Origin of the sequence: Nitrospira sp. (assembly GCA_024760545.1) — a bacterium.
GTDB lineage: Bacteria > Nitrospirota > Nitrospiria > Nitrospirales > Nitrospiraceae > Nitrospira_D.
Genome location: CP060501.1, coordinates 2816586 through 2838576 on the forward strand (window position 1 = coordinate 2816586; position 21991 = coordinate 2838576).

The window sequence follows — 21991 nt, forward strand, 5'->3', positions numbered from 1 at the left end:
CCCGAGGCAGGGGTGACCGCGGACGGTCTTTCTATGACACCTCGGAGACTTTCTTTCCTTGCAGACTTTTCTTGAGAGAATCGTCCAGCATCACGACGTTCAAGCGCTTTGCGGCCTGCTCGAGCGCTGCCATGTGTGCACGGACGGCGCGAGGATCGGGGCCGTCCTTCGCGCTAGACAACTGAGAGAGTGCCGCACGTATGCCATCAGCTTCTTCCGGCGCGATCAGGTGGCCCGCGTCGACGAGCGATTTCTCGGTCGTTTTCATCAACGCTTCAGCGTCCAGTCGAGCTTCGATCAGCTTCCGGGCGTTGACATCCTCCGCGGCAAACTTGAACGAGTCCTCGATCATCCGCTCAACTTCCGTGTCCGAGAGTCCGTACGATGGCTTGACGTCGATCGACTGACTTTGGCCTGTTCGCATGTCTTTCGCCGTCACGTTCAAGATTCCGTTAGCATCGATCAAAAAGGTCACTTCGATGCGAGGCACCCCTGCAGGGAGGGGCGGCACTTTAAGGCGAAATCGCGCGAGGCTCCGATTATCTTTGACGAGTTCGCGCTCGCCCTGCAGAATATGGATGTCCACTCCGGTCTGACCGTCGACGTAAGTCGTGAACATTTCTTTGGCGCTCGCCGGAATGGTCGTGTTCCGGCGGATCAAGCTGCTCATGACCCCGCCCATCGTTTCGATGCCGAGAGACAAGGGCGTTACGTCCAACAGCAACATGTCTGTCGTCCCGCCGCTCAGAATATCGGCTTGAACGGCCGCCCCAAGTGCGACGACTTCGTCCGGATTCAAGTGGTAATGCGGCGGCTTTCCGAACAGCGCTTCCACACGTTGCCGAACCAGCGGCATACGGGTCGAGCCCCCCACCAATACGACTTCGTCGATATCTTTGGGTGCAAGCCCGGCATCCTTTAACGCCATACGACAGGGAGCCAATGTGCGTTCGATGACACTCATCGCCAGGGATTCGAGCTGATCACGTGTCAGCTCCCTGGTGAAACGTCCCTTGTCTTCCGGTAGCTCAATCGTGACGTCGGTCTTCAGCTCATCGGACAAGCGGACCTTGGCCCGCTCCGCCTCCAACCGAATCGCCTGCATGTGATCGGGGTGGTTGCCGACGTCGATTCCGTGCCGGTTTTGGATCTCTACGACGAAAAGATCGACCAGCAGACGATCGAGATCGTCTCCGCCGAGGTGTGTGTCACCGTTGGTTGCCAAGACCTCAAAAATCCCGTCTTTCAACTTTAAGATCGATATGTCGAACGTGCCGCCGCCGAAATCATAGACCGCGATCGTGCCTTGCGTTCTTTCCTGAAGCCCATAGGCCAGAGAAGCGGCGGTCGGCTCATTGATGATGCGCAACACCTCCAGCCCGGCAATGAGGCCGGCGTCTTTCGTCGCCTGTCGCTGGCTGTCGTTGAAATAGGCCGGAACGGTGATGACGGTTTTCGTGATGCTTTCGTTGAGATAGGCCTCTGCACGCAGCTTCAATTCTTTGAGGATCATGGCGGAGATCTGCGGCGGTGAATAGCTCTTCTGGCCGAGACGGATCCGAATGACACCGCCGGTCTCGGTCAGATTGTAGGGAAAATAAGCCAGCTCGTTCTGAACATCGGCCAATCCCTTGCCCATGAATCGCTTCACGGAGTAGACCGTCCGCTCCGGGCTTCGTGTCAGATGTTCTTTCGCAGGATCTCCAACAATCAAGCCATTGTCAGTCAAGGCGACGACCGAAGGCACCATCGTCCGACCGTGCCGGTCGGGAACGACGCAGGGCTGGCCATCCTTCATATAGGCGATCAATGAATTCGTAGTACCGAGGTCAATGCCGACTATACGTGCCATGTCAAAGATGTTGAAAGCGAGTTCCCTACTCGATGGTTGCAGCCAGGTCGTTGACGATATTGTTGACGTACGTCCGATGCGAGAGCAGATCACGCATCTGCTTCAAGATTCGGTCCCGCTCAGCTCTCGCCTGGCTTGTGGCTTCTCCACGGTCCTGCAGCGCATCCCAGTCCGTAAACAGCTGCCGAAGTTGACACGCCATTTCCTCCTTGCGTTGCTCTAATGCCTGTTGTTCTGTTTGGAGCGCGGTGCGGAGACGATGGCTATTATCGGAGTCGCGATCCGATGCCCGGTATTCTTCCAGGGTGTCCTGCAATTCCAGGATTTCTTCGAAGAGATCGGCAGGAGGAGAGGTTCGAATGTCTTTGACCGAGCCGGCTTCAAGACCCAAGAGATACTCAGCGCGCTGAATAGGGTCACGGAGTGTGCGATAAGCCGTATTCAGAACGGCAGCGTTGCTGAGGCTGATCGTCTGCTCCGTCGGACTCTTGGTCTGGTAAAAATCCGGATGAAAGGCCCGGCTCAATTCGTAGAATTTGGCTTCCAGCTGCTGTGGATCCAGCGAGAGACGCCGTGGAACCCCCAAACAACTAAAGTAGTCGGTGTCCTTCGAAACGGGCTGGACCTTTACACACCGTTCACAGAAGTATTCTCCCGACATCTCGGATTGGCAATGCCAGCACATGCTCCGTGCCATCTGCAGCTGGCGACGGGTATCGGGATGGGTCGATGGTTGATTGTTATCCATGAGTAAAAACGGGCATGGCGCATGAGCCATGCCCGGTGGTCTCTCCTACTCGTTTCGAATCAAGCTGAGAACGATTCTCCGCAGCCGCAGGTTTTGTTGGCGTTCGGATTGATAAACTTGAAGTTCCCGCCCATGAGATCTTTTTGGTAGTCCAATTGGGTGCCCTGGAGATAGATAGCGCTCTTGGCGTCGACGATCACTTTGACACCGTCGAACTCATAGACTTGGTCGTACTGTCCGATCTTTTCGTCAAAATTGATCGTGTAACTCAAGCCCGAACAGCCGCCACCTTTGACACCCAGGCGAAGTCCACCTTCCTCGATCCCTTGCACATTGATCAGTCGCTTGACTTCTTTCAAGGCCGCATCGGTGAGCGAGATGATCGGAGCCTGAGTCTCTACGTTCGTGGTGTCCATGTGGCGCTCCCTTCGTGGTAATTACTTGGTGCCGGTCGGCTGCGCGTCAGTCTTCTTCTGATAATCGGCCAACGCGGCTTTGATCGCATCTTCCGCCAGGACCGAGCAGTGAATTTTCACGGGCGGAAGATTCAGCTCCTGCACAATATCCGTATTCTTGATTTTCTGGGCTTCATCGATCGTTTTCCCCTTGAGCCATTCGGTGGCCAAGCTGGAACTGGCGATCGCCGAGCCGCAACCGAAGGTCTTGAACTTCGCATCGACGATCGTATCGTTTTGCACCTTGATCTGCAGCTTCATGACGTCCCCGCACTCCGGGGCCCCCACCATACCGGTGCCCACGCCTTCTTCGTCCTTCTTAAAGCTTCCCATGTTCCGAGGGTTGTTGAAATGATCGACGACTTTATCGCTGTAGGACATAGTATCCTCCGAAATTTGCGTTATATGTCAGTTAATGCGCCGCCCACTGGACGGATTTCAGATCCACACCTTCTTTTGCCATTTCATAGAGCGGGGACATTTCCCGCAACTTGGTCACTACCTCAATAACCTTCTTGATCGTATAGTCAATCTCGTCATCCGTATTGAAGCGGCCCAAACCGAAGCGGATTGAGGAGTGAGCGAGCTCGGTTCCGACGCCGAGTGCGCGCAAGACATAGGAAGGTTCCAGTGTGGCCGACGTGCAAGCCGAACCGGACGAGAGTGCGATGTCCTTCATGCCCATGAGCAGCGACTCCCCTTCGACGTAGGCGAACGAAATGTTGAGGTTGCCCGGCAAACGGTTCGTCGGATGGCCGTTGAGATAACTGTCTTCGAGGGCCGCCATGATGTCGGCCTGAAGGCGGTCGCGCATTTTAGACAACCTGGCCGCTTCCGATGTCATCTCTTGTTCGCAGACTTCACAGGCCTTTCCGAATCCGACGATCAGCGGTACCGCTAAAGTACCGGACCGCATACCGCGCTCATGTCCCCCTCCGTCCATCTGGGCCGCGATCCGTACGCGGGGATTCCGCTTTCTGACGTAGAGCGCACCGATTCCCTTCGGGCCATAAATCTTGTGGGCTGAGAACGACATGAGATCAATGCCCATGGCTTGTACATCGACGGGAATTTTGCCGACGCCCTGTGTCGCATCGCAATGAAACAGAATTCCCCTCGCTTTCGCGATCTTGCCGATTTCCTGGATGGGATTGATCGTGCCGATCTCGTTATTGGCGAGCATGACCGAGATCAGGATCGTCTTATCAGTAATGGCCTTTTCGATGTCTTGCGGATTGACCATGCCGTTCTTGTCGACCGGTAGATAGGTTGCGGTTGCCAGCCCCTTGGCCTCCAGGGACTTGGCCGTGTCGAGTACAGCCCGATGTTCCGTGGTCGCGGTGATGATATGGGTGCCCTTTTCCTTGTACATCTCCAAGACACCCTTCAACGCCAGATTGTCCGATTCAGTGGCCCCGCTGGTGAAGACGATTTCTTTTGAGTCGGCCTTGATGAGCCGCGCAATCTGTTTGCGGCCCTGTTCCACGGCTTCTTCCGCTGCCCAGCCAAAAGCGTGATTACGGCTGGCGGCATTGCCGAACTTCTCGGTAAAATACGGCAGCATGGCTTCCAGGACTCGGGGATCCATGGGAGTGGTGGAATGATTATCGAGGAAAATAGGAAACTTCATCGTTCAACTCCTTGTGCTGAGGGAGACTGGATCGTGATCAGGGGTGTGCCGCCCATCATGTCTTCCAACGTCATATTGTTCAGTAACTGGTAGATGCTGCCTTGGATCTTCAGCAACGGTGTGCGGATGTTGCAGTGCTCGCGCTGCATACAGAATTCGCCCTCTTTCTCATGCGAGCAGTCGGTGATGCCCAGAGGGCCTTCGATGCTTTCGAGAATCTGCGCGATCGTGATTTGTCCGGCATTGCGTGCCAGAAGGTAGCCACCCTTCGGGCCGTTGTGACTTTCGATCATGCCGTTCTTTGAGAGGACTTGGAGGACCTTCGCCAACAATTCCAACGGAATGTTGTATTCCTCGGCGATCTCTTTCGTATTCACAACTCTGCCCGGAGTAATATCCCCGAATTGCACCGAAGCGATGTGTTGGAGCGCCATGAGTGCGTAATCAGCTTTTTTTGAAATCTTTAACATCGCTATTGCCGATCTGTTAGATCGGAGACTATAATGATCTCCGATCATTCTGGTCGGATTAAGACTAGCACGCATGTTTCTCGGGTGTCAATACGCGGCTAGAGTCTAACGCTAGCTCGGAAAGGAATAGGCATATGGGCGGGACGAACCCGTATATTGAGAAGGCTGATTACGAACTTCCCAAAGTCTCCTATACCATCACATTTATTCAGCCGAATGGAACCTCGACCACCGTTGCTGTCGATCCTGAAAAAATCCCCTACGGCGCCACCGGGTTACCGGGGAGCGTTTTAGATATTGCGATGGGGCACGGGATTGATTTGGAACATGTATGTGGCGGGGTGTGTGCCTGCTCGACCTGTCATGTCATGGTGAAGCAGGGGCTGGAAACCTGCAACGAGGGCACGGACGATGAGTATGATCAGTTGGATGAAGCTCCCATGACGACATTACAGTCTCGTCTGGGATGCCAATGTGTGCCGAACGGAACGAAGGATATCGTCGTTGAAATTCCAGCCGTCAATAAGAATCTCGTCAGAGAAGGACACTGATTTAGTCGTAGGTTTCTATTTTCACTTCCTTCCGGTCGTAACCTTTTTCCTTAAAGTACGCGCGTAAGGGACGGACGAAGGCTTTGGTTCCACAGAGCATGGGAACCACTTTCGGCTGTCCCTGAATCAATGGAGTAAGGACGGACAAGGTTTTCTCCACGGCCTCCCTCTCACCATTCTCCGCGACCAAAGGGAGGTAGCGGAAAGACGAACATTGCACTGCCATCGTGAGCCATTCCTGATGAAACAATATCTCTTTCTCGCTGGGTGACACCGCAATCAATAAGACAGGCGTCTGGAGTTTGGCGAAAAATATCTGTTTCAACAGGCAGCGCATCGGAACAAGACCCGTGTAGCGAGCGATCAACACGAGTTCACGATCGAGGGGTTGGGGGAGGGCGAAATTTCCGTACGGGCCGGACAAGGAAATTTCATCGCCGGATTTCAGCTGACACAGATAATTGGAACCGAGTCCACCGGGAACACGATCGAAGACCAGCGTCAGCTCTCCATAGGGCGAGGAAGGGTCGGCCATGGAATATGCGCGATTGAGCGGTGGCTTTGGTCCGACCGGCAATTTGAGCGATACCCATTGTCCCGGCTGAAAAGAGATCTTGGTGGTCTTGGGTTTGACCACCAGTTGACGGACTTGGGGTGTGAGATCAGTGACCGAAAGCACTGTAGCAGGCTGAGTGAGTTCCGCCATCCCGACCTCCTGGCATGGTCATATCAGAAGCGGTTATGAGATGGAAGCGCCGGGGCCAAGTGCAAGGATTTTCACAGCGTGATATAGATGTCGGCGTCGATGACATGCCATGAAGGGATGACGCGATCATGAACCAGGTCCGTGTCCGGTTCGCTCCGAGTCCGACGGGATTTCTCCATATTGGGGGTGTGCGCACTGCCCTCTTCAATTGGCTCTTTGCGCGCCAACAACAGGGGACCTTCATTCTTCGTATCGAGGATACCGATCAAAGCCGGTCGACCGATGAATCGATTCAGGCCATCATCGAGGGGATGGAGTGGGTCGGGCTCGATTGGGATGAAGGTCCATTCCGTCAAACTGAGCGAATGGATCTGTATCGCAGTCACGCCATGAGGCTGCTCGAGGCAGGACAGGCGTACTGGTGCATATGTAAGGCGGAGGAGCTGGAGGCACGACGAAAAGAAGCCGAAGCCAAAGGGTTGTCGCCTCGTTATGACGGTCGCTGCCGCAACTTAGGAATCGCGAACCCGCCGAGTGATGCGGCGCTTCGATTCAAGGCTCCACAAGAGGGTCAGACGGTCGTCCATGATTTAATCAAAGGCAAAATTGTGTTCGACAACACCGTGCTAGATGATCTCATCATACTGAGGTCCAACGGATATCCGACCTATAATTTTTCGGTCGTGGTCGACGATGCGCTGATGCGCATCACGCACGTCGTGCGAGGAGACGACCATCTTACCAACACGCCACGGCAGGTTCCAATTTTTGAAGCGCTGGGGTTTGCCGTTCCCCGCTTTGGACACCTGCCGATGATTTTAGGATCGGACAAAACACGGCTCTCCAAGCGCCATGGGGCCACCTCGATCATGGCGTACAAAGATATGGGCTATCTCCCCGATGCCATGGTCAACTACCTGGTCCGACTCGGCTGGTCACACGGTGATCAAGAACTGTTTACCCGGCAAGAGCTGATTGAAAAGTTCTCGTGGGATCATGTGCAAAAGTCGCCCGCCGTCTTCAATCCGGACAAGCTACTCTGGATGAATGCCGAATACATCAAAACCAGCCCTCCGCACCAGGTTGCGCAAGCGCTCGTGCCATTGTTGGAGCAAGCCGGGTTCAAGAAGGAGGTCGAGTCTGTCTCTGATGATTGGCTCACCCAGCTGGTGGTTTTGGTGAAGGAACGAGCCAAGACGCTGCTCGAAATGGTGGAGTGGGTCAAGCCGTATTTCGGGCAATCCGTCATCTTCGAAGCGGAAGCGGCAAGAAAGTTTCTAACATCGGCCATCGCTCCGACCCTGAACAAGCTGACCACACGCTTGGAAGCGTTCCCCACCTTCTCCAAATTGGAATGGGAGCACAGCTTCAAGCAGGTGGTTGAGGAAGAAGGCATGAAGATGGGCCAGCTCGCCCAGCCGGTCCGCGTCGCCTTGACCGGACGAACGGCAAGCCCCGGACTGTTTGAGGTGATGGAGATCCTGGGTCGAGAACGGACCCTCTTTCGGCTCCGCGAGGGAATCGAACGCGCAAAAGCCAACCAGGCTTGACGGACCGAGTAGTCGTGTATTACGTTGAACGCCGGTTGGGGGATCGTCTAGCGGTAGGACGTCAGTCTCTGGATCTGACTACCTAGGTTCGATTCCTAGTCCCCCAGCCAATATCTTTTCTCTGCCTTCCCAACCGCGTGTCGCTTCAGTACCGCGCTGGGGGATCGTCTAGCGGTAGGACGCCAGCCTTTGGAGCTGGCTACCTAGGTTCGATTCCTAGTCCCCCAGCCATATCCTCCATTCGGTTGCATCCCCGCTACTTCAATAGTGACTTCATGTCGATGACGAACCGGTACTTTACATCGCCTCGGAGTACTCGCTCATAAGCCTCATTGACCTGTTGAATGGGGATCAGCTCGATATCCGACTCAATTTGATGTTGTGCGCAGAAATTGAGCATTTCCTGTGTTTCTTTGATCCCGCCGATGAGAGAGCCGGCGAGGCGCCGACGTTTGGAAATGAGCGAGAAGGCCTGGACCGGGGTTGGCCTCTCAGGCGCCCCCACGAGGATCATGGTGCCGTCGGTTTTGAGGAGGTTCAAATAGGCGTTGTAATCGTGCGGGGCCGATACGGTGTCGAGGATGTAGTCGAAATACTTATGCAGCTTGGTAAAGGTCTGGGGATTAGAGGTCACAGCAAAGCTCGTGGCACCCAATCGCTTCGCATCTTCCCGTTTCTTCTCCGACGTGCTTAACACCGTCACCTCGGTTCCCATCGCCTTGGCCAGCTTCACCGCCATGTGGCCGAGGCCGCCGAGTCCGACAACCGCCAATTTATGATAGCGACCGACGCCCCACTGGCGCAGGGGCGAGTAGGTCGTAATCCCTGCGCAGAGCAATGGCGCCGCTCCCGCTGGTGAAAGTGTCGAGGGAATATGCAAGACGTAGTTCTCGTCCACGACAATTTGAGTCGAGTAGCCGCCTTGGGTAATCCCACCGGACTTGTCCTGTCCGGCGTAAGTCCAGAGTGCACCGCCGTCACAATATTGTTCGAGGCCCTCGCGGCAGGCTGTGCACGTTCGGCAGGAATCGACGAAGCAGCCGACGCCGGCTCGATCACCGACTTTGAAGGCTTGAACGGCCGATCCCACCTGCGACACAGCGCCTACAATTTCATGTCCGGGCACCATCGGATAGAGGGAGATGCCCCATTCGTTCCGGGCTTGGTGGATGTCGGAGTGGCAGATGCCGCAATGTGAGATTGTGATCAGGACATCGCGCGGTCCGACGTCGCGTCGCTCAAAGGAAAAAGGTTGTAGTCTCTCCTTGGCGGCCAATGCCGCATAGCCTTTCGTCTCCAGCATAGAATAGTTCCCTTCGACAGATGGGTAGAGAGCAAGACCTTAGCAAGTTCGTCCAAACTTGCCAACAGGCAATTCACGAGCGTTTGCCATCGATGGGACTGATCGCTCGTGTAGAGTGCTTCCGCCAAGATTTTGCCCGAGGGGAATGATATGGCCGTGGTTTCAGGCAATCCATGCTCGATCAGCAGGCTACGGACCCCTTTGGCTATCCTTCGCCTTCACCTCCGTTCTTACTGTTCATCCTTGTGGGGTCAGCGTCTCCTTGGCCGGAGGTGGGACCTGGAATACGGTACTGTTCCGCCGCCCACGTCCCCAGGTCGATGAGCTGGCACCGTTCAGAACAGAAAGGGCGCCACGGGTTCCCTTCCCATGGTGCGGGTTGGCTGCACAGGGGACATGTCATGGGCCTAGTGTAATGTCGGTGCCGGAAGAAGAAAAGGTGTAGGCAGGCCGGTCAATCTTGAGGCACGGACCGCGGTGTAGCAATGTGAAGGAGCCGTTGCAACCGGTTCCGATCCACATCAGTGAGACGCACGAATTCGACTCCGAATTCCCCATGGTTGACCCATCGAACAGCAGCGGAATGGACGGTGATCGGGACCGCCAGATCGGTGGCCTGGATCAACAATTTGACACCGGCCCCCGGCGCAACCGGAGCGGTGCTGGTCACTGCGCAACCCCCAGCGGAAATATCGAACATCGTACCTTGACGGATATCCGTCTGATTGGTCGTTGAAAAGAAGACTTGCAAGTCAACGGCGATTCGCGGATGTTCCCGACATTCGATCATCGTGACCTCCACAACCGAGAGTAACCAAATGCCTTCCGCAAGATTGGCGATCATCGGACATAGTATAGCCCTACCGGCTCGCGGTGGCACGCATCGAGTGAGAATCAGCATGCCCAGCGGCTTTCGATCGCCAGGCCTCAGCGATCGTCAGTTTCGTGGTGTTTGCTGGGTTTTCTCCAGCTTGGCCCATGCATCTTTGAGAGACACGGTGCGGTTGAAAAGAAGGGTCTCGGATGATGAATCGGGATCGACGCAGAAGTATCCCTGCCGCTCGAATTGGAATCGAGAGCCGGGCGTAGCTGAACGAAGGCTTGGCTCAACCAAGCAGCCGCTCAACTGTTCGAGCGACTGAGGGTTCAATGAGTGAGTCCAGTCCTGGTCAGCCGAGGCTTTGGCCTGGGCAGGGAGAAGAAGCGCATGATACAGACGAATGGTCGCATTGACCGCATGGGAGGCCGACACCCAGTGAATGGTGGCTTTTACCTTGCGTTGTTCGTGCGCTGATCCGCTTCTGGTTTCCGGATCGTAGGTGCAGTGGAGTTCGGTGACCAGACCGGTCTGAGGATCTTTCGTGGTGTGCACACACTTGATGATGTACCCATAGCGAAGCCGGACCTCTCGGCCCGGCGCGAGGCGGTAGAACTGTTTCGGCGGATCTTCCCGGAAATCGTCCTGCTCGATGTAGAGCGTCCGCGAAAACGGGACTTTTCGAGTTCCTGCAGAGGCATCTTCCGGATTATTCACAGCGTCGAGCTCTTCAACGACACCGTCCGGATAGTTGTCGATCACGACTTTCAACGGCCGGAGTACTGCCATCACGCGTGGTGACCGTTTGTTCAAGTCTTCTCGGATGAAGTGTTCGAGCAGCTGCATCTCGACGATCGCGTCGCGCTTCGCGACGCCGATGTGTTCGCAAAAAGCACGAATCGCTTCCGGAGTCACGCCTCGGCGGCGGAGGCCTTTGAGTGTGGGAAGGCGTGGATCATCCCAACCGGCCACCAGTTTCTTTTCGACCAATTCCAGAAGCTTGCGCTTGCTCATCACCGTGGAGGTCAGATTGAGTCTTGCGAATTCGATCTGCTGGGGGCGATGCGGAGCATGGGCCTCCGCGACAACCCAATCGTACAAGGGACGGTGATCCTCAAATTCCAGCGTGCACAGCGAGTGAGTAATACCTTCGATGGCATCGGAGAGCGGATGCGCAAAATCATACGAAGGATAGATGCACCACGCGGTCTCTGTTCGGTAATGGGTCGCATGTCGGATCCGATAGAGAATCGGGTCTCTGAGGTTGATGTTGGGAGAGCCCATATCGATCTTGGCGCGCAACACATGGGCTCCGTCCGCAAACTCGCCGGCTCGCATGCGCGCGAATAGATTTAGATTTTCATCGATGGATCGAGCTCGAAAGGGACTGTTGCGGCCCGGTTCCGTCAGGGTGCCCCGGTATTCACGGATTTGATCGGCTGGGAGACTGTCGACGTAGGCTTTCCCGTTGTTGATCAGCACCATGGCGAACGCGTACAGCTGCTCGAAATAATCGGATGCATAAAACTTCTTTCCTCGCCAATCAAATCCCAACCAGCGGACATCCTCCTGAATCGCCTGCACATATTCCGGATCCTCGGTCGTGGGATTCGTATCGTCGAATCGAAGATGACAGACGCCGTCCGGGGTTTCGTTGGCGATCCCAAAGTTAAGGGCCATGGATTTGGCGTGCCCGATATGGAGGTATCCGTTGGGTTCAGGAGGAAATCGCGTCACGACCAGGCCGCCGTGTTTGCCGGCTGCACGGTCGGCCGCGACGATATCCCGAATGAAATCCGAGGGGGTGGTAGATTCTGGAGTGGTCATGAGGTCTTGTGGGAAAGTCTTTGCATAGTCATGTGCGGAGGCCACCTCCACGAGGCTGTTCTATCATAGAGTGGCTAATGGGAGGAATGGGGAATAGCTAGGCAGACGGTTCGGTGGAGGGAAGGTTCGGCCTCGACATGACGTTGAAATCTTTTTGCGCAATAAGATGGCCCTCCATGCGCAGCCGAAATTCATACCGACCAGGTGCAGGAAAGATCAACAAGGGGATGTTGATGCCGAAGTCTGAAATCTGAAGGCGATCACTGATTTCAATGTTGGGCAGCGTGGCCCGGCAGACGAGTTGCTCGGAGTTGAGGTAGATCAAGTCGATATCAAAGTGGTAGAGACCTTCGGCATCGGTTAAGCAGAAGTAGAGGCCCATCTGCTGATGTTGAAAGGGAAATGAGGCGGTTTGTAGATGGGTGAAAATCCCGATCAGGCTTTTCTTTTTCGTCAAGCTATCCTCGATGACTTGGTCGCAGACGAGAAACGCTTGGACAGTGGGCTTTGGGATATCGCTCATAGCCGCTATTCTAAGGAATAGGAGGGGGAACGGCAAAAAGGTTCTCGTTTTCCTGCAGGATGAACAGAAGATGCCGTGTCCGCGAACAAGCTCGACAGCACAGTCACTGCATGATTAATGAGGCGATAAGGATGGAGGAAAACTAGCAGTCCGTGAGAAACGCACGTTCAGCCCAAGACGACTGGCCCGCCTCGAGTTTCCAGGATGTCCCCAAACCGCGTGGTGACGGAGCTAATTCGACAGTAGTGAGAGGTAATCTCTACCAGTGCTCCTTTGTGTGAGCAAAACTTCCCGCATGTGATATGAACCCGGTTCTCCGAAGTCATCCGCGCTTCGAGAATGGTCTCGCTGGACTGCAGATCCGTCACGCGAACGGAAGGAATCACGACCGACGACAGGTTTTGACCGAACTGAACATCGACGGCGAATCGCCCGCCTTCGTTCAGTACGAAGGCGTTCCTGCGCAGGTGGGCGATGCGTGCTCCATGCTCATCATAGAAATCCGCGGTTGCAAACAGCAGTCTGTACTCGGGTTTTGCCTCAATAACGAGTTGCTCTTTACCCTGAATCGTGACCACACCACTGGTGTTTCGAAAAATGTTGGATCCAATGCGAAGTTCGAGCCCAGACTTTGGAAGCACTTCAGCGGTTGTCGCATGACCAACAGGGTCAGTCCTGCGAAACGCTATCGATTCATCCATGGACAACCTCGAACCATGATGTTCTTAGGTCGTGTGGAACTGATGCAAGGCATAAGGAGCTTCGTACAATATTCTGGGAAGGCTAGGCTTTCTGCTCCATCCTGTCAAGAGCACCTAGTGGGCGAATCGTCGTGAATTTTGGCCCGAGGCAAAAGGCCTGAGAGGAGGTTTTCAAAGAGGCTCCTTCCACGGTGGAACGCCCTTCGTTGCAAACCGAAAACCGCGTATGCTACGGTTCACGCTTCGATACATCTCCAGGATGGTCCCATCGTCTAGCCTGGCCTAGGACGGAGCCCTCTCAAGGCTTAAACACGGGTTCGAATCCCGTTGGGACCACCACCCTGAATTTATTGTAGTTTTAGACTCCTGGTTTGAGGAACATGCGCATGTTCCTCAAACACAGATTTCTCGTCACTCTCGAAAGCCGCCAGCATCAGCTTCGCCGGTTCCTCATAGAACGACATGGCTTGCTTCAGTTGAGCTGGACGAATCATCGTGTAGATTTGCGTCGTGTCGATACGCGCATGTCCGAGCAGCGCACGCACCTGTTCTAAGTCATGGCGCTGCTCCAGCACTTCCATCGCCACCCCATGGCGCAGATCATGCGGCTTCAGCATCGGGTACCCGATCATCCGTCCGTACAGCTTGCATAACCGCCAGATGTTTTTCCCGGTCATCGGGGCACGATGTTTCCCGACTGATCGGCGACCCCACACGGACCAGAACAACGGGGTCTCTGGTGTTAAGGTTCCGACTGCTGGGAGCACACATTGCTCGACGTATGCGTGGAGATACCGCATGACGGGCTTCGGTAATGGAATGTCTCGTGTCGCTCCACCCTTCACGCGCACGCGCCGCAATCCCCAGAGCGCGTCCAGGTGTCTCACTTGGAGCGTCGCCACAGATTCTCGCCGCATGCCCGTGAAGCGCAGGATCAAGAAGATGGCCACATCACGAGGCCGTCCGCGTTTCCTCGCGGCTTCAATGAGTGCATCCATCAAGCCCGGAGCCGGCACCTGCTTGGGTGGTTCGACCGCATGCGGAGGCCGATCCATCCCACTCACGGGATTTGCCATGAGCCACTCCCGTTTGACTAGCCAACCACACAAACTTGACAGCGTGGATTGTCGAATTCGCATCGTGTTCAACGAGAGATCCCGTGCCGCCATGTCATCCATCCATTCCTGAATGACGGATTTCGTGAGGTCGCTGAGCCGCCCCACGCGTCCCAATCGCGCCCGTGTGAAGACGAGAAACTGTTCCAGATTCCATCGATAGGCCTGTATGCCTCCTTCTGTCTTCCCTCGCTGTTTGAGTTGGTACTGACAAAACTGCTCTACGACTTCAACTAATGGTCGTGTCATTCCAGTGCCTTTCCGGTCCCTGTCACGACGACGACTTCGCCGAGGGGCAGTATGGGGAGGCACCAGCCACCCGTCAAGCGGCGAAGAGGGGAGAGGCAAATTAGATTTGGCGGTGACATTCGGTATAGTCATGGACAGGCGATATACCGTGACCACGTCAGGGCTCACAAATATCCGACCGATGGTCTGAGGGCGCAAACACAGGTTTGTAAAAAACATCATCTTGCCGCTTCGTATTCGGGGGTTGACAAGATATAGTTGTATATGCAACAGTATGACATGGCGACCACGGAAACAAATAAACGAATGAATCAAGGCAACGGTCTTATTGATCAGATCGCCGGTGAGTGCCTGTTGATGCGCGTGCGCAAACTTGATCGTGTGCTCACGAGTATTTACGATGCTGAACTTCGTCCATTTGGCTTGAAAGCAAGCCAAACAAATCTTCTGGTTCTTATAGCAAAGGCTGGCCCCGTTCGACGTATCGAGATTGGAAAGCGTCTGTGCCTCGACCCCTCCACGCTGACCCGGAATCTGAAGATCATGCTGACCAATGGTTGGATCCAAGAGATTGCCGATGGGGAAGACGGTCGAGGCCTTCCAGTGCAGATTACAGCCCAAGGTCGTGACCTCCTGAGCCAAATCGGTTCGGCTTGGCGGAAGGCCCAAACCCGCACCCAGAAGTTTCTCGGAGAAGATGGCACGACACTTTTACGAAGGCTTGCTGCAAATAGAATGGATGTGCCGTCAGCGTAGAGCGTTTTTTTGACCATGTACTTGTATATACAACTACATAAATGCCATCACGCCGTATCGTCCTCAATCCTCACAAGGAGCACATGTATGAAACTCGCTCGACCCTTCCTTGCCTATTTCGCCACGTATTTCAGTGGTGTGTTGCTTGTGGCAGTGATGGCGACCCTGGGATGCAGCCATCAAGACGAGCAAGCCCAACAGATTGTCCGGCCTGTGAAAGTGTCACGGATCGTGGACCAGAGTGACAGGGAGATGAGTTTCGCCGGAGACGTGCGCGCGCGCTATGAGACCATATTGTCCTTCCGCGTGGCCGGCAAGTTGTTAACACGACACATCGACGTGGGAGACCGCGTACGCAAGGGGCAGGTGCTCGCCCAGCTGGATCAGAACGACTATCGTCTCGCCGTTCAAGACCTTCACGCTCAGCTGGCATCTGCAGTCGCCAATAGAGACTTTTTACGAGACGATGTGGCGCGATACCGTGAGCTGGTGACGCAAAACGTCACCAGCTCACCTGAATTCGACCGCCACCAAACTGCCTACACCACGGCGCGAGAGCGGGCGGCGGCGCTCGAAGCCCAACTGGGCCACGCAGTCAATCAGTTGGCCTACACCGCGTTGTCGGCTGACCGGGACGGCGTCGTGACGGCACTGGAGGTCGAGAGGGGGCAGGTCGTCAGCGCTGGTCAGGCCATCGTCAAGCTGGCTCAACTCGACGAAAAGGAGATCCATTTCGATGTCCCCGAGCATCGCCTGCCGGGACTCAAACGCCAACAGGCAGTCAATGTCACTTTATGGACTGCTCACGAAAGGCGTCTAAAGGGCCAAATCCGAGAAATTGCTTCATCAGCTGACCCGGCCAGCCGCACGTATCGCGTCAAAGCGACACTGCTTGAGGACCAAGACACTGCGCAACTGGGCATGACGGCAACAGTCTGGATTTCTTCGAGCATGTCCTCTCGAATGACTATTCCGCTTTCCGCCGTGTTCACCCCGCAGAACAAACCGGGACAACCGCATGTGTGGCTAGTGGATGAGCAGACCGGCACGGTCAGATCTGTGCCGGTTCAAGTTGGAGAACCCATGGATGGAGAACACATTGCCGTCACGGGACTCGCATCTGGACAGTGGCTGATCACTGCCGGCGTCCAGCGCCTGGCGGAGGGACAGGCCGTGCGATTGCCGGATGCCATCGCCTTGGCGATGAATCGAGCAAGCGCTGAGAACGGAGGGCGTCAGCCATGAAAGACTTCAATCTGAGCGAATGGGTCCTCACGCACCGCGCGTTCACCAGTTTTGTGATGGTGCTGGTGCTGTTGGGTGGGATTTTCGCGTATTTCCAACTGCGACAGCGGGAAGATCCGGAATTCACGTTTCGGGTCATGGTCGTCAAAACCATATACCCCGGCGCCACCGCGCTGGAAGTGGAACAGCAAGTGACCGACCGGCTGGAAAAGAAAATTCAGGAACTGCCAAACCTGGATTATGTGCGCAGTTACTCGAAACCCGGCGAATCGGTGATTTTTATCACGCCCCGTGAAGATACGCCACCCAAAGACATTCCAGATCTCTGGTATCAAGTGCGCAAGAAGGTGGGCGACATCCGGATGACGCTTCCTCCGGGGATCGTCGGACCATTTTTCAATGACGAGTTTGGCGATACCTACAGCCTGGTCTATGCCTTTTCTGGCGAGGGCTATAGCTATGCCGAGCTTAAACAGATAGTCGATTCGACCCGTCAGCAACTCCTGCGCGTGAAGGATGTTGAGAAAGTCGAGCTCATCGGCGTCCAGGATGAAAAGATTTTTGTCGAGTTTTCCGACAAGCAGCTGGCCGAACTCGGCCTGGACGCTTCGGTGGTTGCCGTGGCCTTGCAGGCGCAGAACGGCATGGCACCGGCCGGAACGGTGATTTCCCCACAGCACAATATCCACCTCCGACTCACCGGCTCCTTCGACTCGGTGGAAAGCATGGCGAACCTTCCAGTGCGTATCGAAGGCCGAACCTTGCGCGTCGGCGATTTTGCCACGGTCACTCGGGGCTACATCGACCCGTCCGAATTCAAGATGCGCTTCAACGGCAAAGAGGTTATTGGCCTCGGCGTTACCATGAACAAAAACGGCGACGTGCTGGAATTGGGAAAGGCGCTGGAAGTAACCATGAGTCGCATCGAGGAGGGACTTCCTGTCGGCATCGACGTGGAACGGGTCGCTGACCAATCGCGGGTGGTCCATACCGCCATCGGCGAATTCATGCGCACCTTCTTCGAGGCCTTGGCGGCGGTGCTGCTCGTCAGCTTTCTGAGTCTAGGATTTCGAACCGGCTCCGTTGTAGCGCTCACGGTGCCCCTGGTTTTAGCCGGCACGCTGATATGTATGCTGCTGTTTGGGATGGACATGCATCGTATCTCTCTGGGGGCGTTGATCCTTGCCCTTGGCCTCCTGGTAGACGACGCGATGATCGCCATCGAGATGATGGCACGCAAACTCGAAGAGGGCTGGGATCGGATGCGCGCCGCCACCTATGCCTACCGCGCCACTGCGTTTCCAATGTTGACTGGAACATTGATCACCATTGCGGGCTTTCTGCCGGTAGGCCTGGCGAAGTCGCAAGCTGGGGAATACACGGTGGCGATTTTCCAGGTGGTGGCAATTTCGTTGTTGCTGTCATGGATCGGCGCGGTGACCTTCACGCCCTATTTGGGATTTTTGATGCTCAAAGTCCGTGCGAATTCCGGGACGCTCCGATACGACTTGTTCGATACACCGTTCTATAACCGGTTGCGCCGTTGGGTGGGTGCGTGTGTTGAGAATCGTAAGACCGTCATCATCGGCACGGTGGCATTATTCGGCGTCGGTGTCGCGACTCTGACTCAAGTTCCCGAACAGTTCTTCCCGCTCTCTAACAGACCCGAAGTCATTATCGACCTCTGGTTGCCGGAGGGTAGTTCCTTCACGCAAACCGAAGCCGCCGCCAAGCGCATGGAGGCGGTTCTCGCCAAGGATGAAGATGTGGTGAATTATGCGACCTATCTCGGTGGTGGGAGTCCGCGCTTTTTCCTGCTCATCGTCCAACAATTGGCGAATACTAATTTGGCCGAATTTGTGGTGATGACCAAAGACAACGGCGCACGCGAACGGGTGATGCAACGTATTCGATTGGCCCTCGCCACGGATTTCCCGGAGGTGCGCGGACGTGTCATGCGCCTCAATGTCGGACCGCCGATGGACTATCCGGTGGTGTTCAGGGTGTTCGGCGAAGATCCCATAGTCCTTCGAACCCTCGCGGACCGGGTGGCCGAGGTCGTGCGCGGCAACCCCCAGACAGTGGATGTCAACGATGACTGGCATGAGCGCCTCCCCTCGTTCCGTCTCATGCTCGACCAGGACAAGGCGCGTGCGCTCGGAGTCTCAACGTCAAGCCTCTCACAAGCATTGCAAGCTCACTACACGGGAATCCCCGTCGGGCAGTTCCGTGAGGACGACAAGCTCATCGACATCGTGTGGCGGGCGCAAAAGAACCTGCGCGTCACAGCCGACGGATTACCCGGCGTTACGATTCGCACGGCCAACGGGCGGTCGGCACCGCTAGCCCAATTCGTCAAGTTTGAAACCGTGTTCGAGGACGGCGTGCGCTGGCGCCGCAACCGCTTCCCGGCTATCTCGATCCGCGCCGACGTGATTGAGGGCAAGCTCGCCCCTGACGTGGCGGCGCAAATCATTCCTCAGCTCAAATCCATCGAAGCACAACTACCCGCCGGCTATTTCATCGAGACCGGCGCAGCTAAGGAGGACGCCTGGATCGCCCAGAAATCCATCATCATCTGGATACCCTTGGTGGTTATCGCGACACTCGTGCTGCTGATGGTGCAGTTGCAGAATCTGTCCCGGACCTTCCTAGTATTCGTCACTGCGCCCTTGGGGGTGATTGGCGCGGCATTCGCCCTGCTACTGTTCCGGGCTCCCTTCGGCTTTGTGGCCCTACTCGGTATCCTCGCGCTGGCCGGCATGATTATGCGCAACTCGGTGATCCTCGTCGATCAGATCGAACAGGACGAAAAGGCCGGACGTGACACCTGGTCCGCCATCGTCGAATCGACGGTGCGACGTTTCCGGCCCATTTTGTTGACGGCGGCGGCGGCCATTCTGGCCATGATACCGCTGTCGCGCAACGACTTCTTTGGGCCCCAGGCGATCGCGATCATGGGTGGGCTGACGGTAGCCACTGCGCTGACGATCTTCTTTGTTCCGGCACTCTATGCCGCGTGGTTTAAGGTCGAACGGACGCCTCAGGAGAAGAGCGCAGAGATGGCGCGTCCGTTGTATCCAACGCATATCGGTATGCCAGATGAACAGTCGGTTGCTGTTCCGGGAGGTGTCGCATGAAAGCCTGGTATTCAACGATAGTCTTGTTTTTGTCGTTAATGGGACTGGGCGGCTGTACGCCGACGCGGGTTAGTGATCACCTTACTCTCGTAGTTCCGGAACATTGGCAAAACGCCCCTGATACTCAACCGGTCTGGGCGTCCAAGAATCTCAGCGAGTGGTGGAAGGGGTTCGGGGACCCCGTGTTGAATGACTTGATCGGCCAAGCACTGGCCGCCAACCACGATCTCCGGCTAGCCAAGGCACGCGTGCGTGAAGCTAAGGCCATGGTCATAGTCACTGAATCGGCGCTCTACCCCAGCATTGATTTCTTCTCTTTCGGCGGCCGGGAAAAAAGAATAGACAGAATTGTTGGAGTGCCGGGTCAACAGGGCATTGAGCTGATTACTCCCACCGCCGATGTGATCACTGGCGGACTGGCGGCCCGGTGGGAAGTCGACGTGTTCGGTAGTAGACATCTTGAAGCGGAGGCTGCCATCGCGCAGTCCGCGGGAACCGAAGAGGCCCATCGTGCGGTGCAAGTGGGATTGTTGGCCCAGGTCGCAACGAATTATCTGGAACTGCGCGGGATACAGCAGCGTACCAATATCCTGCAGGACAATATTCAGGTCCAGCGTGAACGCCTGAGAGCCCTGCAAGCCTTCTATAAAGCTGGCTTGGTCAATGACATGGATGTTGCCCGTCAGGAGTCTCTGCTGCACAATACCGTGGGTACCCTGCCAGTCCTGACAAGCACGGCGAAAAACTTAATGCATCGACTCAGTGTCCTACTGGGAGAAACGCCGGCGAGATTGGAAGAACGATTGACTCATTCCATGCCGCTGACCGTCACCATGCCGAGCATCCCCACGCTTCTCCCGTCGAGTGTGCTGGAGCAGAGACCGGATTTACGGCTTGCACACACGGAAGTCAGTGCGGCCGCTGCCAGCCTCGGTGCGGCGCGAGCAAATTTACTTCCGAAATTCGTTTTGTCGGCGAGCGGCGGCTTCGGCGCACTGGCGGTCGGCGGATTTCCGGGTCTCGCAGAAGGTGTATATGCGCTTGGTGCGGGATTGACGGCGCCGATATTCAATGCTGGTCGCATCAAAGCCCATATCACCGCGGCGGATGCTCGGCTCGATCATGTAGCAGCCAATTACGAGAAGACCTTTCTGCTCGCCTTAGAGGATACGGAAAATGCCTATGTCGCGCATACCGCAGCCCTGGAGCGCCGCGATCAATTGGTCCTGGCTGAGACGGCGGCGGAGCGATCCCACACCCATGCCCAAGCCTTCTACCAACGCGGTGCTGCGGACTTCATATCGGTTCTCGACGCCCAGCGAACAAAGCTTTCAACCAGCGACGAGCGTACCCAGGCCGAGACTGCGGTGCGTGTTTCTCTGGTCTCAATCTACAGAGCTTTCGGCGGTGGTTGGTCTGACCAATCCATGGTGGGGACAGATTGATAAGTATTGATGTCGGGGACAATTCGCGACCTCACCTAAAACTCGGTGTGGTTGGTTTTACAGCATGTTTTAGTTGTGCCCGTTTCTGGCTTGAATAAATTCGTTGAACAGGTCGATAATAAAAGGCGAAGTCGTCGTCCAATTGAAACACGGGTTCGAATCCCGTTGGGACCACCACTCTTTCCTTTCCCCGAAGGCCTGGCAAGGGTCAGGATTCCCTCAAAGAGGGAGCTGAAAATGTTGCAGAAGGTGGTGTAGGTTAACCGTGACCGAGTACCTTCCTGAAGGTTCCAGGTATCGTTAATCTTAGTGACGGGGGTTAATTATGAACCTCGTGACCTTTCGCTTCCGCCAGTCGCAGGCCGTGGACTTCTATTGGAACCTCGAGTTGGCCAAGCGGGGAACCCTACGCGAATTCAGGGTGCATCCTAATATCATCATTTATGAGTCGGCTTTTGACCTCATGAACCCTATTCAAGTAGGACACGCCTTGTCCCTGGCCAAGGCCTTGGTGCTCGACAAGCGAGCCGAGGTTTTCTCGGGAAACGCGTCGTTGACCATGGCGACCGTCCGTGATGTGTTGCAGTGCTATCAGCAATCGATGCAGGTCGACGACCATCATGCGCATTGTTGGTTCAAGATTAAGCTCACATTTGATCTGATGGTGACCCGGTTCGAGGTCGACCTGAACGACGCGGACAAGTCGTTCGTATTTCCGTGTCGTAAGGCGGCCACACATGCCTATGGCATTCACTATGAGCACCCAGGGACCATCTACGACCAACTGGACTCGGCCTTGTGGCGTGCCGGCACACGTTGGTGTCCGCGGCTCGCGGATCTCTCCGAAATAAAACTCGTCAACGTGGAGTTGCAGACTAGAAAATGAAGAACCGGTCCCGACTTGGGGA

The 21991-nt window shown here is 55.6% G+C and carries 21 protein-coding genes and 3 tRNA genes; 10 read left to right on the forward strand and 14 right to left on the reverse strand.

Annotated elements, in window-relative coordinates; genetic code table 11:
- Positions 1-31 precede the first annotated feature (31 nt).
- Genes dnaK through H8K03_13250 form a run of 6 tightly spaced genes read right to left on the reverse strand, consistent with a single transcriptional unit; the run spans position 32 to position 5155 of the window.
- Positions 32-1852, reverse strand: a complete 1821-nt coding sequence (gene dnaK / locus H8K03_13225) for a molecular chaperone DnaK (GenBank protein UVT18780.1) — start codon at positions 1850-1852, stop codon at positions 32-34.
- Positions 1853-1877: 25 nt separating this feature from the next.
- A complete protein-coding gene (gene hscB / locus H8K03_13230) occupies positions 1878-2630 on the reverse strand; it encodes a Fe-S protein assembly co-chaperone HscB (GenBank protein UVT18781.1) in 753 nt (250 codons plus the stop codon).
- Positions 2631-2659: 29 nt separating this feature from the next.
- The gene (locus H8K03_13235) at positions 2660-3016 is read right to left on the reverse strand and encodes an iron-sulfur cluster assembly accessory protein (GenBank protein UVT18782.1); all 357 of its coding nucleotides are present in this window, start codon (positions 3014-3016) and stop codon (positions 2660-2662) included.
- A gap of 21 nt (positions 3017-3037) precedes the next feature.
- On the reverse strand, positions 3038-3436 hold the full coding sequence (gene iscU / locus H8K03_13240) for a Fe-S cluster assembly scaffold IscU (GenBank protein ID UVT18783.1): 399 nt from the start codon (positions 3434-3436) through the stop codon (positions 3038-3040).
- A 31-nt stretch (positions 3437-3467) separates the two neighbouring features.
- The gene (locus H8K03_13245; protein UVT18784.1) at positions 3468-4685 is read right to left on the reverse strand and encodes an IscS subfamily cysteine desulfurase; all 1218 of its coding nucleotides are present in this window, start codon (positions 4683-4685) and stop codon (positions 3468-3470) included.
- Positions 4682-5155 (reverse strand): Rrf2 family transcriptional regulator, encoded by a 474-nt coding sequence (locus H8K03_13250; GenBank protein UVT18785.1) that lies wholly within the window; start codon positions 5153-5155, stop codon positions 4682-4684. The genes H8K03_13245 and H8K03_13250 overlap by 4 nt, the downstream gene beginning before the upstream one ends.
- A 134-nt stretch (positions 5156-5289) precedes the next feature.
- Between H8K03_13250 and H8K03_13255 the strand changes: the two genes are divergently transcribed.
- Positions 5290-5706 (forward strand): 2Fe-2S iron-sulfur cluster binding domain-containing protein, encoded by a 417-nt coding sequence (locus tag H8K03_13255; GenBank protein ID UVT18786.1) that lies wholly within the window; start codon positions 5290-5292, stop codon positions 5704-5706.
- Position 5707: 1 nt separating this feature from the next.
- Here the strand turns inward: H8K03_13255 and H8K03_13260 are convergent, their stop codons facing one another.
- Positions 5708-6412, reverse strand: a complete 705-nt coding sequence (locus H8K03_13260) for an FAD-dependent oxidoreductase (protein UVT18787.1) — start codon at positions 6410-6412, stop codon at positions 5708-5710.
- A 128-nt stretch (positions 6413-6540) separates the two neighbouring features.
- On the opposite strand from H8K03_13260, the gene gltX reads away from it, so the two are divergent.
- The 3 genes from gltX (at position 6541) to H8K03_13275 (ending at position 8193) form a co-directional block, all read left to right on the forward strand.
- Entirely contained in the window at positions 6541-7962 is a 1422-nt protein-coding gene (gene gltX, locus H8K03_13265) for a glutamate--tRNA ligase (GenBank protein UVT18788.1), read from the forward strand.
- A 36-nt stretch (positions 7963-7998) separates the two neighbouring features.
- A tRNA-Gln gene (locus H8K03_13270) sits at positions 7999-8072 on the forward strand.
- A gap of 47 nt (positions 8073-8119) precedes the next feature.
- Positions 8120-8193 (forward strand) — tRNA-Gln (locus H8K03_13275).
- Between the two features lie 25 nt (positions 8194-8218).
- Here H8K03_13275 and H8K03_13280 read toward each other — a convergent pair.
- The 6 genes from H8K03_13280 to H8K03_13305 all read right to left on the reverse strand — a co-directional run bounded on the left by H8K03_13280 (position 8219) and on the right by H8K03_13305 (position 13133).
- Positions 8219-9265 carry an NAD(P)-dependent alcohol dehydrogenase gene (locus H8K03_13280; protein ID UVT18789.1) on the reverse strand — a complete coding sequence of 349 codons (1047 nt, stop codon included), beginning with the start codon at positions 9263-9265 and terminating at the stop codon, positions 8219-8221.
- 205 nt (positions 9266-9470) lie between these two features.
- A complete protein-coding gene (locus H8K03_13285) occupies positions 9471-9668 on the reverse strand; it encodes a DNA gyrase inhibitor YacG (protein ID UVT18790.1) in 198 nt (65 codons plus the stop codon).
- Between the two features lie 51 nt (positions 9669-9719).
- On the reverse strand, positions 9720-10055 hold the full coding sequence (locus H8K03_13290) for a PilZ domain-containing protein (protein UVT18791.1): 336 nt from the start codon (positions 10053-10055) through the stop codon (positions 9720-9722).
- Between the two features lie 147 nt (positions 10056-10202).
- A complete protein-coding gene (locus H8K03_13295; protein UVT18792.1) occupies positions 10203-11909 on the reverse strand; it encodes a glutamine--tRNA ligase/YqeY domain fusion protein in 1707 nt (568 codons plus the stop codon).
- A gap of 97 nt (positions 11910-12006) precedes the next feature.
- Entirely contained in the window at positions 12007-12432 is a 426-nt protein-coding gene (locus H8K03_13300) for a hypothetical protein (protein UVT18793.1), read from the reverse strand.
- Positions 12433-12599: 167 nt separating this feature from the next.
- Positions 12600-13133, reverse strand: coding sequence for a hypothetical protein (locus tag H8K03_13305; GenBank protein UVT18794.1), 534 nt, complete (start codon positions 13131-13133; stop codon positions 12600-12602).
- A gap of 261 nt (positions 13134-13394) precedes the next feature.
- Between H8K03_13305 and H8K03_13310 the strand changes: the two genes are divergently transcribed.
- Positions 13395-13472 (forward strand) — tRNA-Glu (locus H8K03_13310).
- A gap of 8 nt (positions 13473-13480) precedes the next feature.
- Here the strand turns inward: H8K03_13310 and H8K03_13315 are convergent.
- A complete protein-coding gene (locus H8K03_13315; protein UVT18795.1) occupies positions 13481-14497 on the reverse strand; it encodes a tyrosine-type recombinase/integrase in 1017 nt (338 codons plus the stop codon).
- 306 nt (positions 14498-14803) lie between these two features.
- Between H8K03_13315 and H8K03_13320 the strand changes: the two genes are divergently transcribed.
- From H8K03_13320 to H8K03_13340, 5 genes are all read left to right on the forward strand, one after another.
- Positions 14804-15253, forward strand: coding sequence for a MarR family transcriptional regulator (locus H8K03_13320; GenBank protein ID UVT22477.1), 450 nt, complete (start codon positions 14804-14806; stop codon positions 15251-15253).
- 156 nt (positions 15254-15409) lie between these two features.
- Positions 15410-16498 (forward strand): efflux RND transporter periplasmic adaptor subunit, encoded by a 1089-nt coding sequence (locus H8K03_13325; GenBank protein UVT22478.1) that lies wholly within the window; start codon positions 15410-15412, stop codon positions 16496-16498.
- Positions 16495-19638 carry an efflux RND transporter permease subunit gene (locus H8K03_13330; GenBank protein ID UVT18796.1) on the forward strand — a complete coding sequence of 1048 codons (3144 nt, stop codon included), beginning with the start codon at positions 16495-16497 and terminating at the stop codon, positions 19636-19638. The genes H8K03_13325 and H8K03_13330 overlap by 4 nt, the downstream gene beginning before the upstream one ends.
- A complete protein-coding gene (locus tag H8K03_13335) occupies positions 19635-21083 on the forward strand; it encodes a TolC family protein (GenBank protein UVT18797.1) in 1449 nt (482 codons plus the stop codon). Before H8K03_13330 ends, H8K03_13335 begins: the two co-directional genes overlap by 4 nt.
- A gap of 325 nt (positions 21084-21408) precedes the next feature.
- A complete protein-coding gene (locus H8K03_13340; protein UVT18798.1) occupies positions 21409-21969 on the forward strand; it encodes a hypothetical protein in 561 nt (186 codons plus the stop codon).
- Positions 21970-21991 lie beyond the last annotated feature (22 nt).

What these genes read in the sequence shown, in the direction of transcription:
- dnaK (UVT18780.1), bottom strand. Translation starts at nt 1,852, where the DNA reads ATGGCACGTATAGTCGGCATTGACCTCGGTACTACGAATTCATTGATC.
- hscB (UVT18781.1), bottom strand. Translation starts at nt 2,630, where the DNA reads ATGGCTCATGCGCCATGCCCGTTTTTACTCATGGATAACAATCAACCA.
- H8K03_13235 (UVT18782.1), bottom strand. Translation starts at nt 3,016, where the DNA reads ATGGACACCACGAACGTAGAGACTCAGGCTCCGATCATCTCGCTCACC.
- iscU (UVT18783.1), bottom strand. Translation starts at nt 3,436, where the DNA reads ATGTCCTACAGCGATAAAGTCGTCGATCATTTCAACAACCCTCGGAAC.
- H8K03_13245 (UVT18784.1), bottom strand. Translation starts at nt 4,685, where the DNA reads ATGAAGTTTCCTATTTTCCTCGATAATCATTCCACCACTCCCATGGAT.
- H8K03_13250 (UVT18785.1), bottom strand. Translation starts at nt 5,155, where the DNA reads ATGTTAAAGATTTCAAAAAAAGCTGATTACGCACTCATGGCGCTCCAA.
- H8K03_13255 (UVT18786.1), top strand. Translation starts at nt 5,290, where the DNA reads ATGGGCGGGACGAACCCGTATATTGAGAAGGCTGATTACGAACTTCCC.
- H8K03_13260 (UVT18787.1), bottom strand. Translation starts at nt 6,412, where the DNA reads ATGGCGGAACTCACTCAGCCTGCTACAGTGCTTTCGGTCACTGATCTC.
- gltX (UVT18788.1), top strand. Translation starts at nt 6,541, where the DNA reads ATGAACCAGGTCCGTGTCCGGTTCGCTCCGAGTCCGACGGGATTTCTC.
- H8K03_13280 (UVT18789.1), bottom strand. Translation starts at nt 9,265, where the DNA reads ATGCTGGAGACGAAAGGCTATGCGGCATTGGCCGCCAAGGAGAGACTA.
- H8K03_13285 (UVT18790.1), bottom strand. Translation starts at nt 9,668, where the DNA reads ATGACATGTCCCCTGTGCAGCCAACCCGCACCATGGGAAGGGAACCCG.
- H8K03_13290 (UVT18791.1), bottom strand. Translation starts at nt 10,055, where the DNA reads ATGATCGAATGTCGGGAACATCCGCGAATCGCCGTTGACTTGCAAGTC.
- H8K03_13295 (UVT18792.1), bottom strand. Translation starts at nt 11,909, where the DNA reads ATGACCACTCCAGAATCTACCACCCCCTCGGATTTCATTCGGGATATC.
- H8K03_13300 (UVT18793.1), bottom strand. Translation starts at nt 12,432, where the DNA reads ATGAGCGATATCCCAAAGCCCACTGTCCAAGCGTTTCTCGTCTGCGAC.
- H8K03_13305 (UVT18794.1), bottom strand. Translation starts at nt 13,133, where the DNA reads ATGGATGAATCGATAGCGTTTCGCAGGACTGACCCTGTTGGTCATGCG.
- H8K03_13315 (UVT18795.1), bottom strand. Translation starts at nt 14,497, where the DNA reads ATGACACGACCATTAGTTGAAGTCGTAGAGCAGTTTTGTCAGTACCAA.
- H8K03_13320 (UVT22477.1), top strand. Translation starts at nt 14,804, where the DNA reads ATGAATCAAGGCAACGGTCTTATTGATCAGATCGCCGGTGAGTGCCTG.
- H8K03_13325 (UVT22478.1), top strand. Translation starts at nt 15,410, where the DNA reads ATGGCGACCCTGGGATGCAGCCATCAAGACGAGCAAGCCCAACAGATT.
- H8K03_13330 (UVT18796.1), top strand. Translation starts at nt 16,495, where the DNA reads ATGAAAGACTTCAATCTGAGCGAATGGGTCCTCACGCACCGCGCGTTC.
- H8K03_13335 (UVT18797.1), top strand. Translation starts at nt 19,635, where the DNA reads ATGAAAGCCTGGTATTCAACGATAGTCTTGTTTTTGTCGTTAATGGGA.
- H8K03_13340 (UVT18798.1), top strand. Translation starts at nt 21,409, where the DNA reads ATGAACCTCGTGACCTTTCGCTTCCGCCAGTCGCAGGCCGTGGACTTC.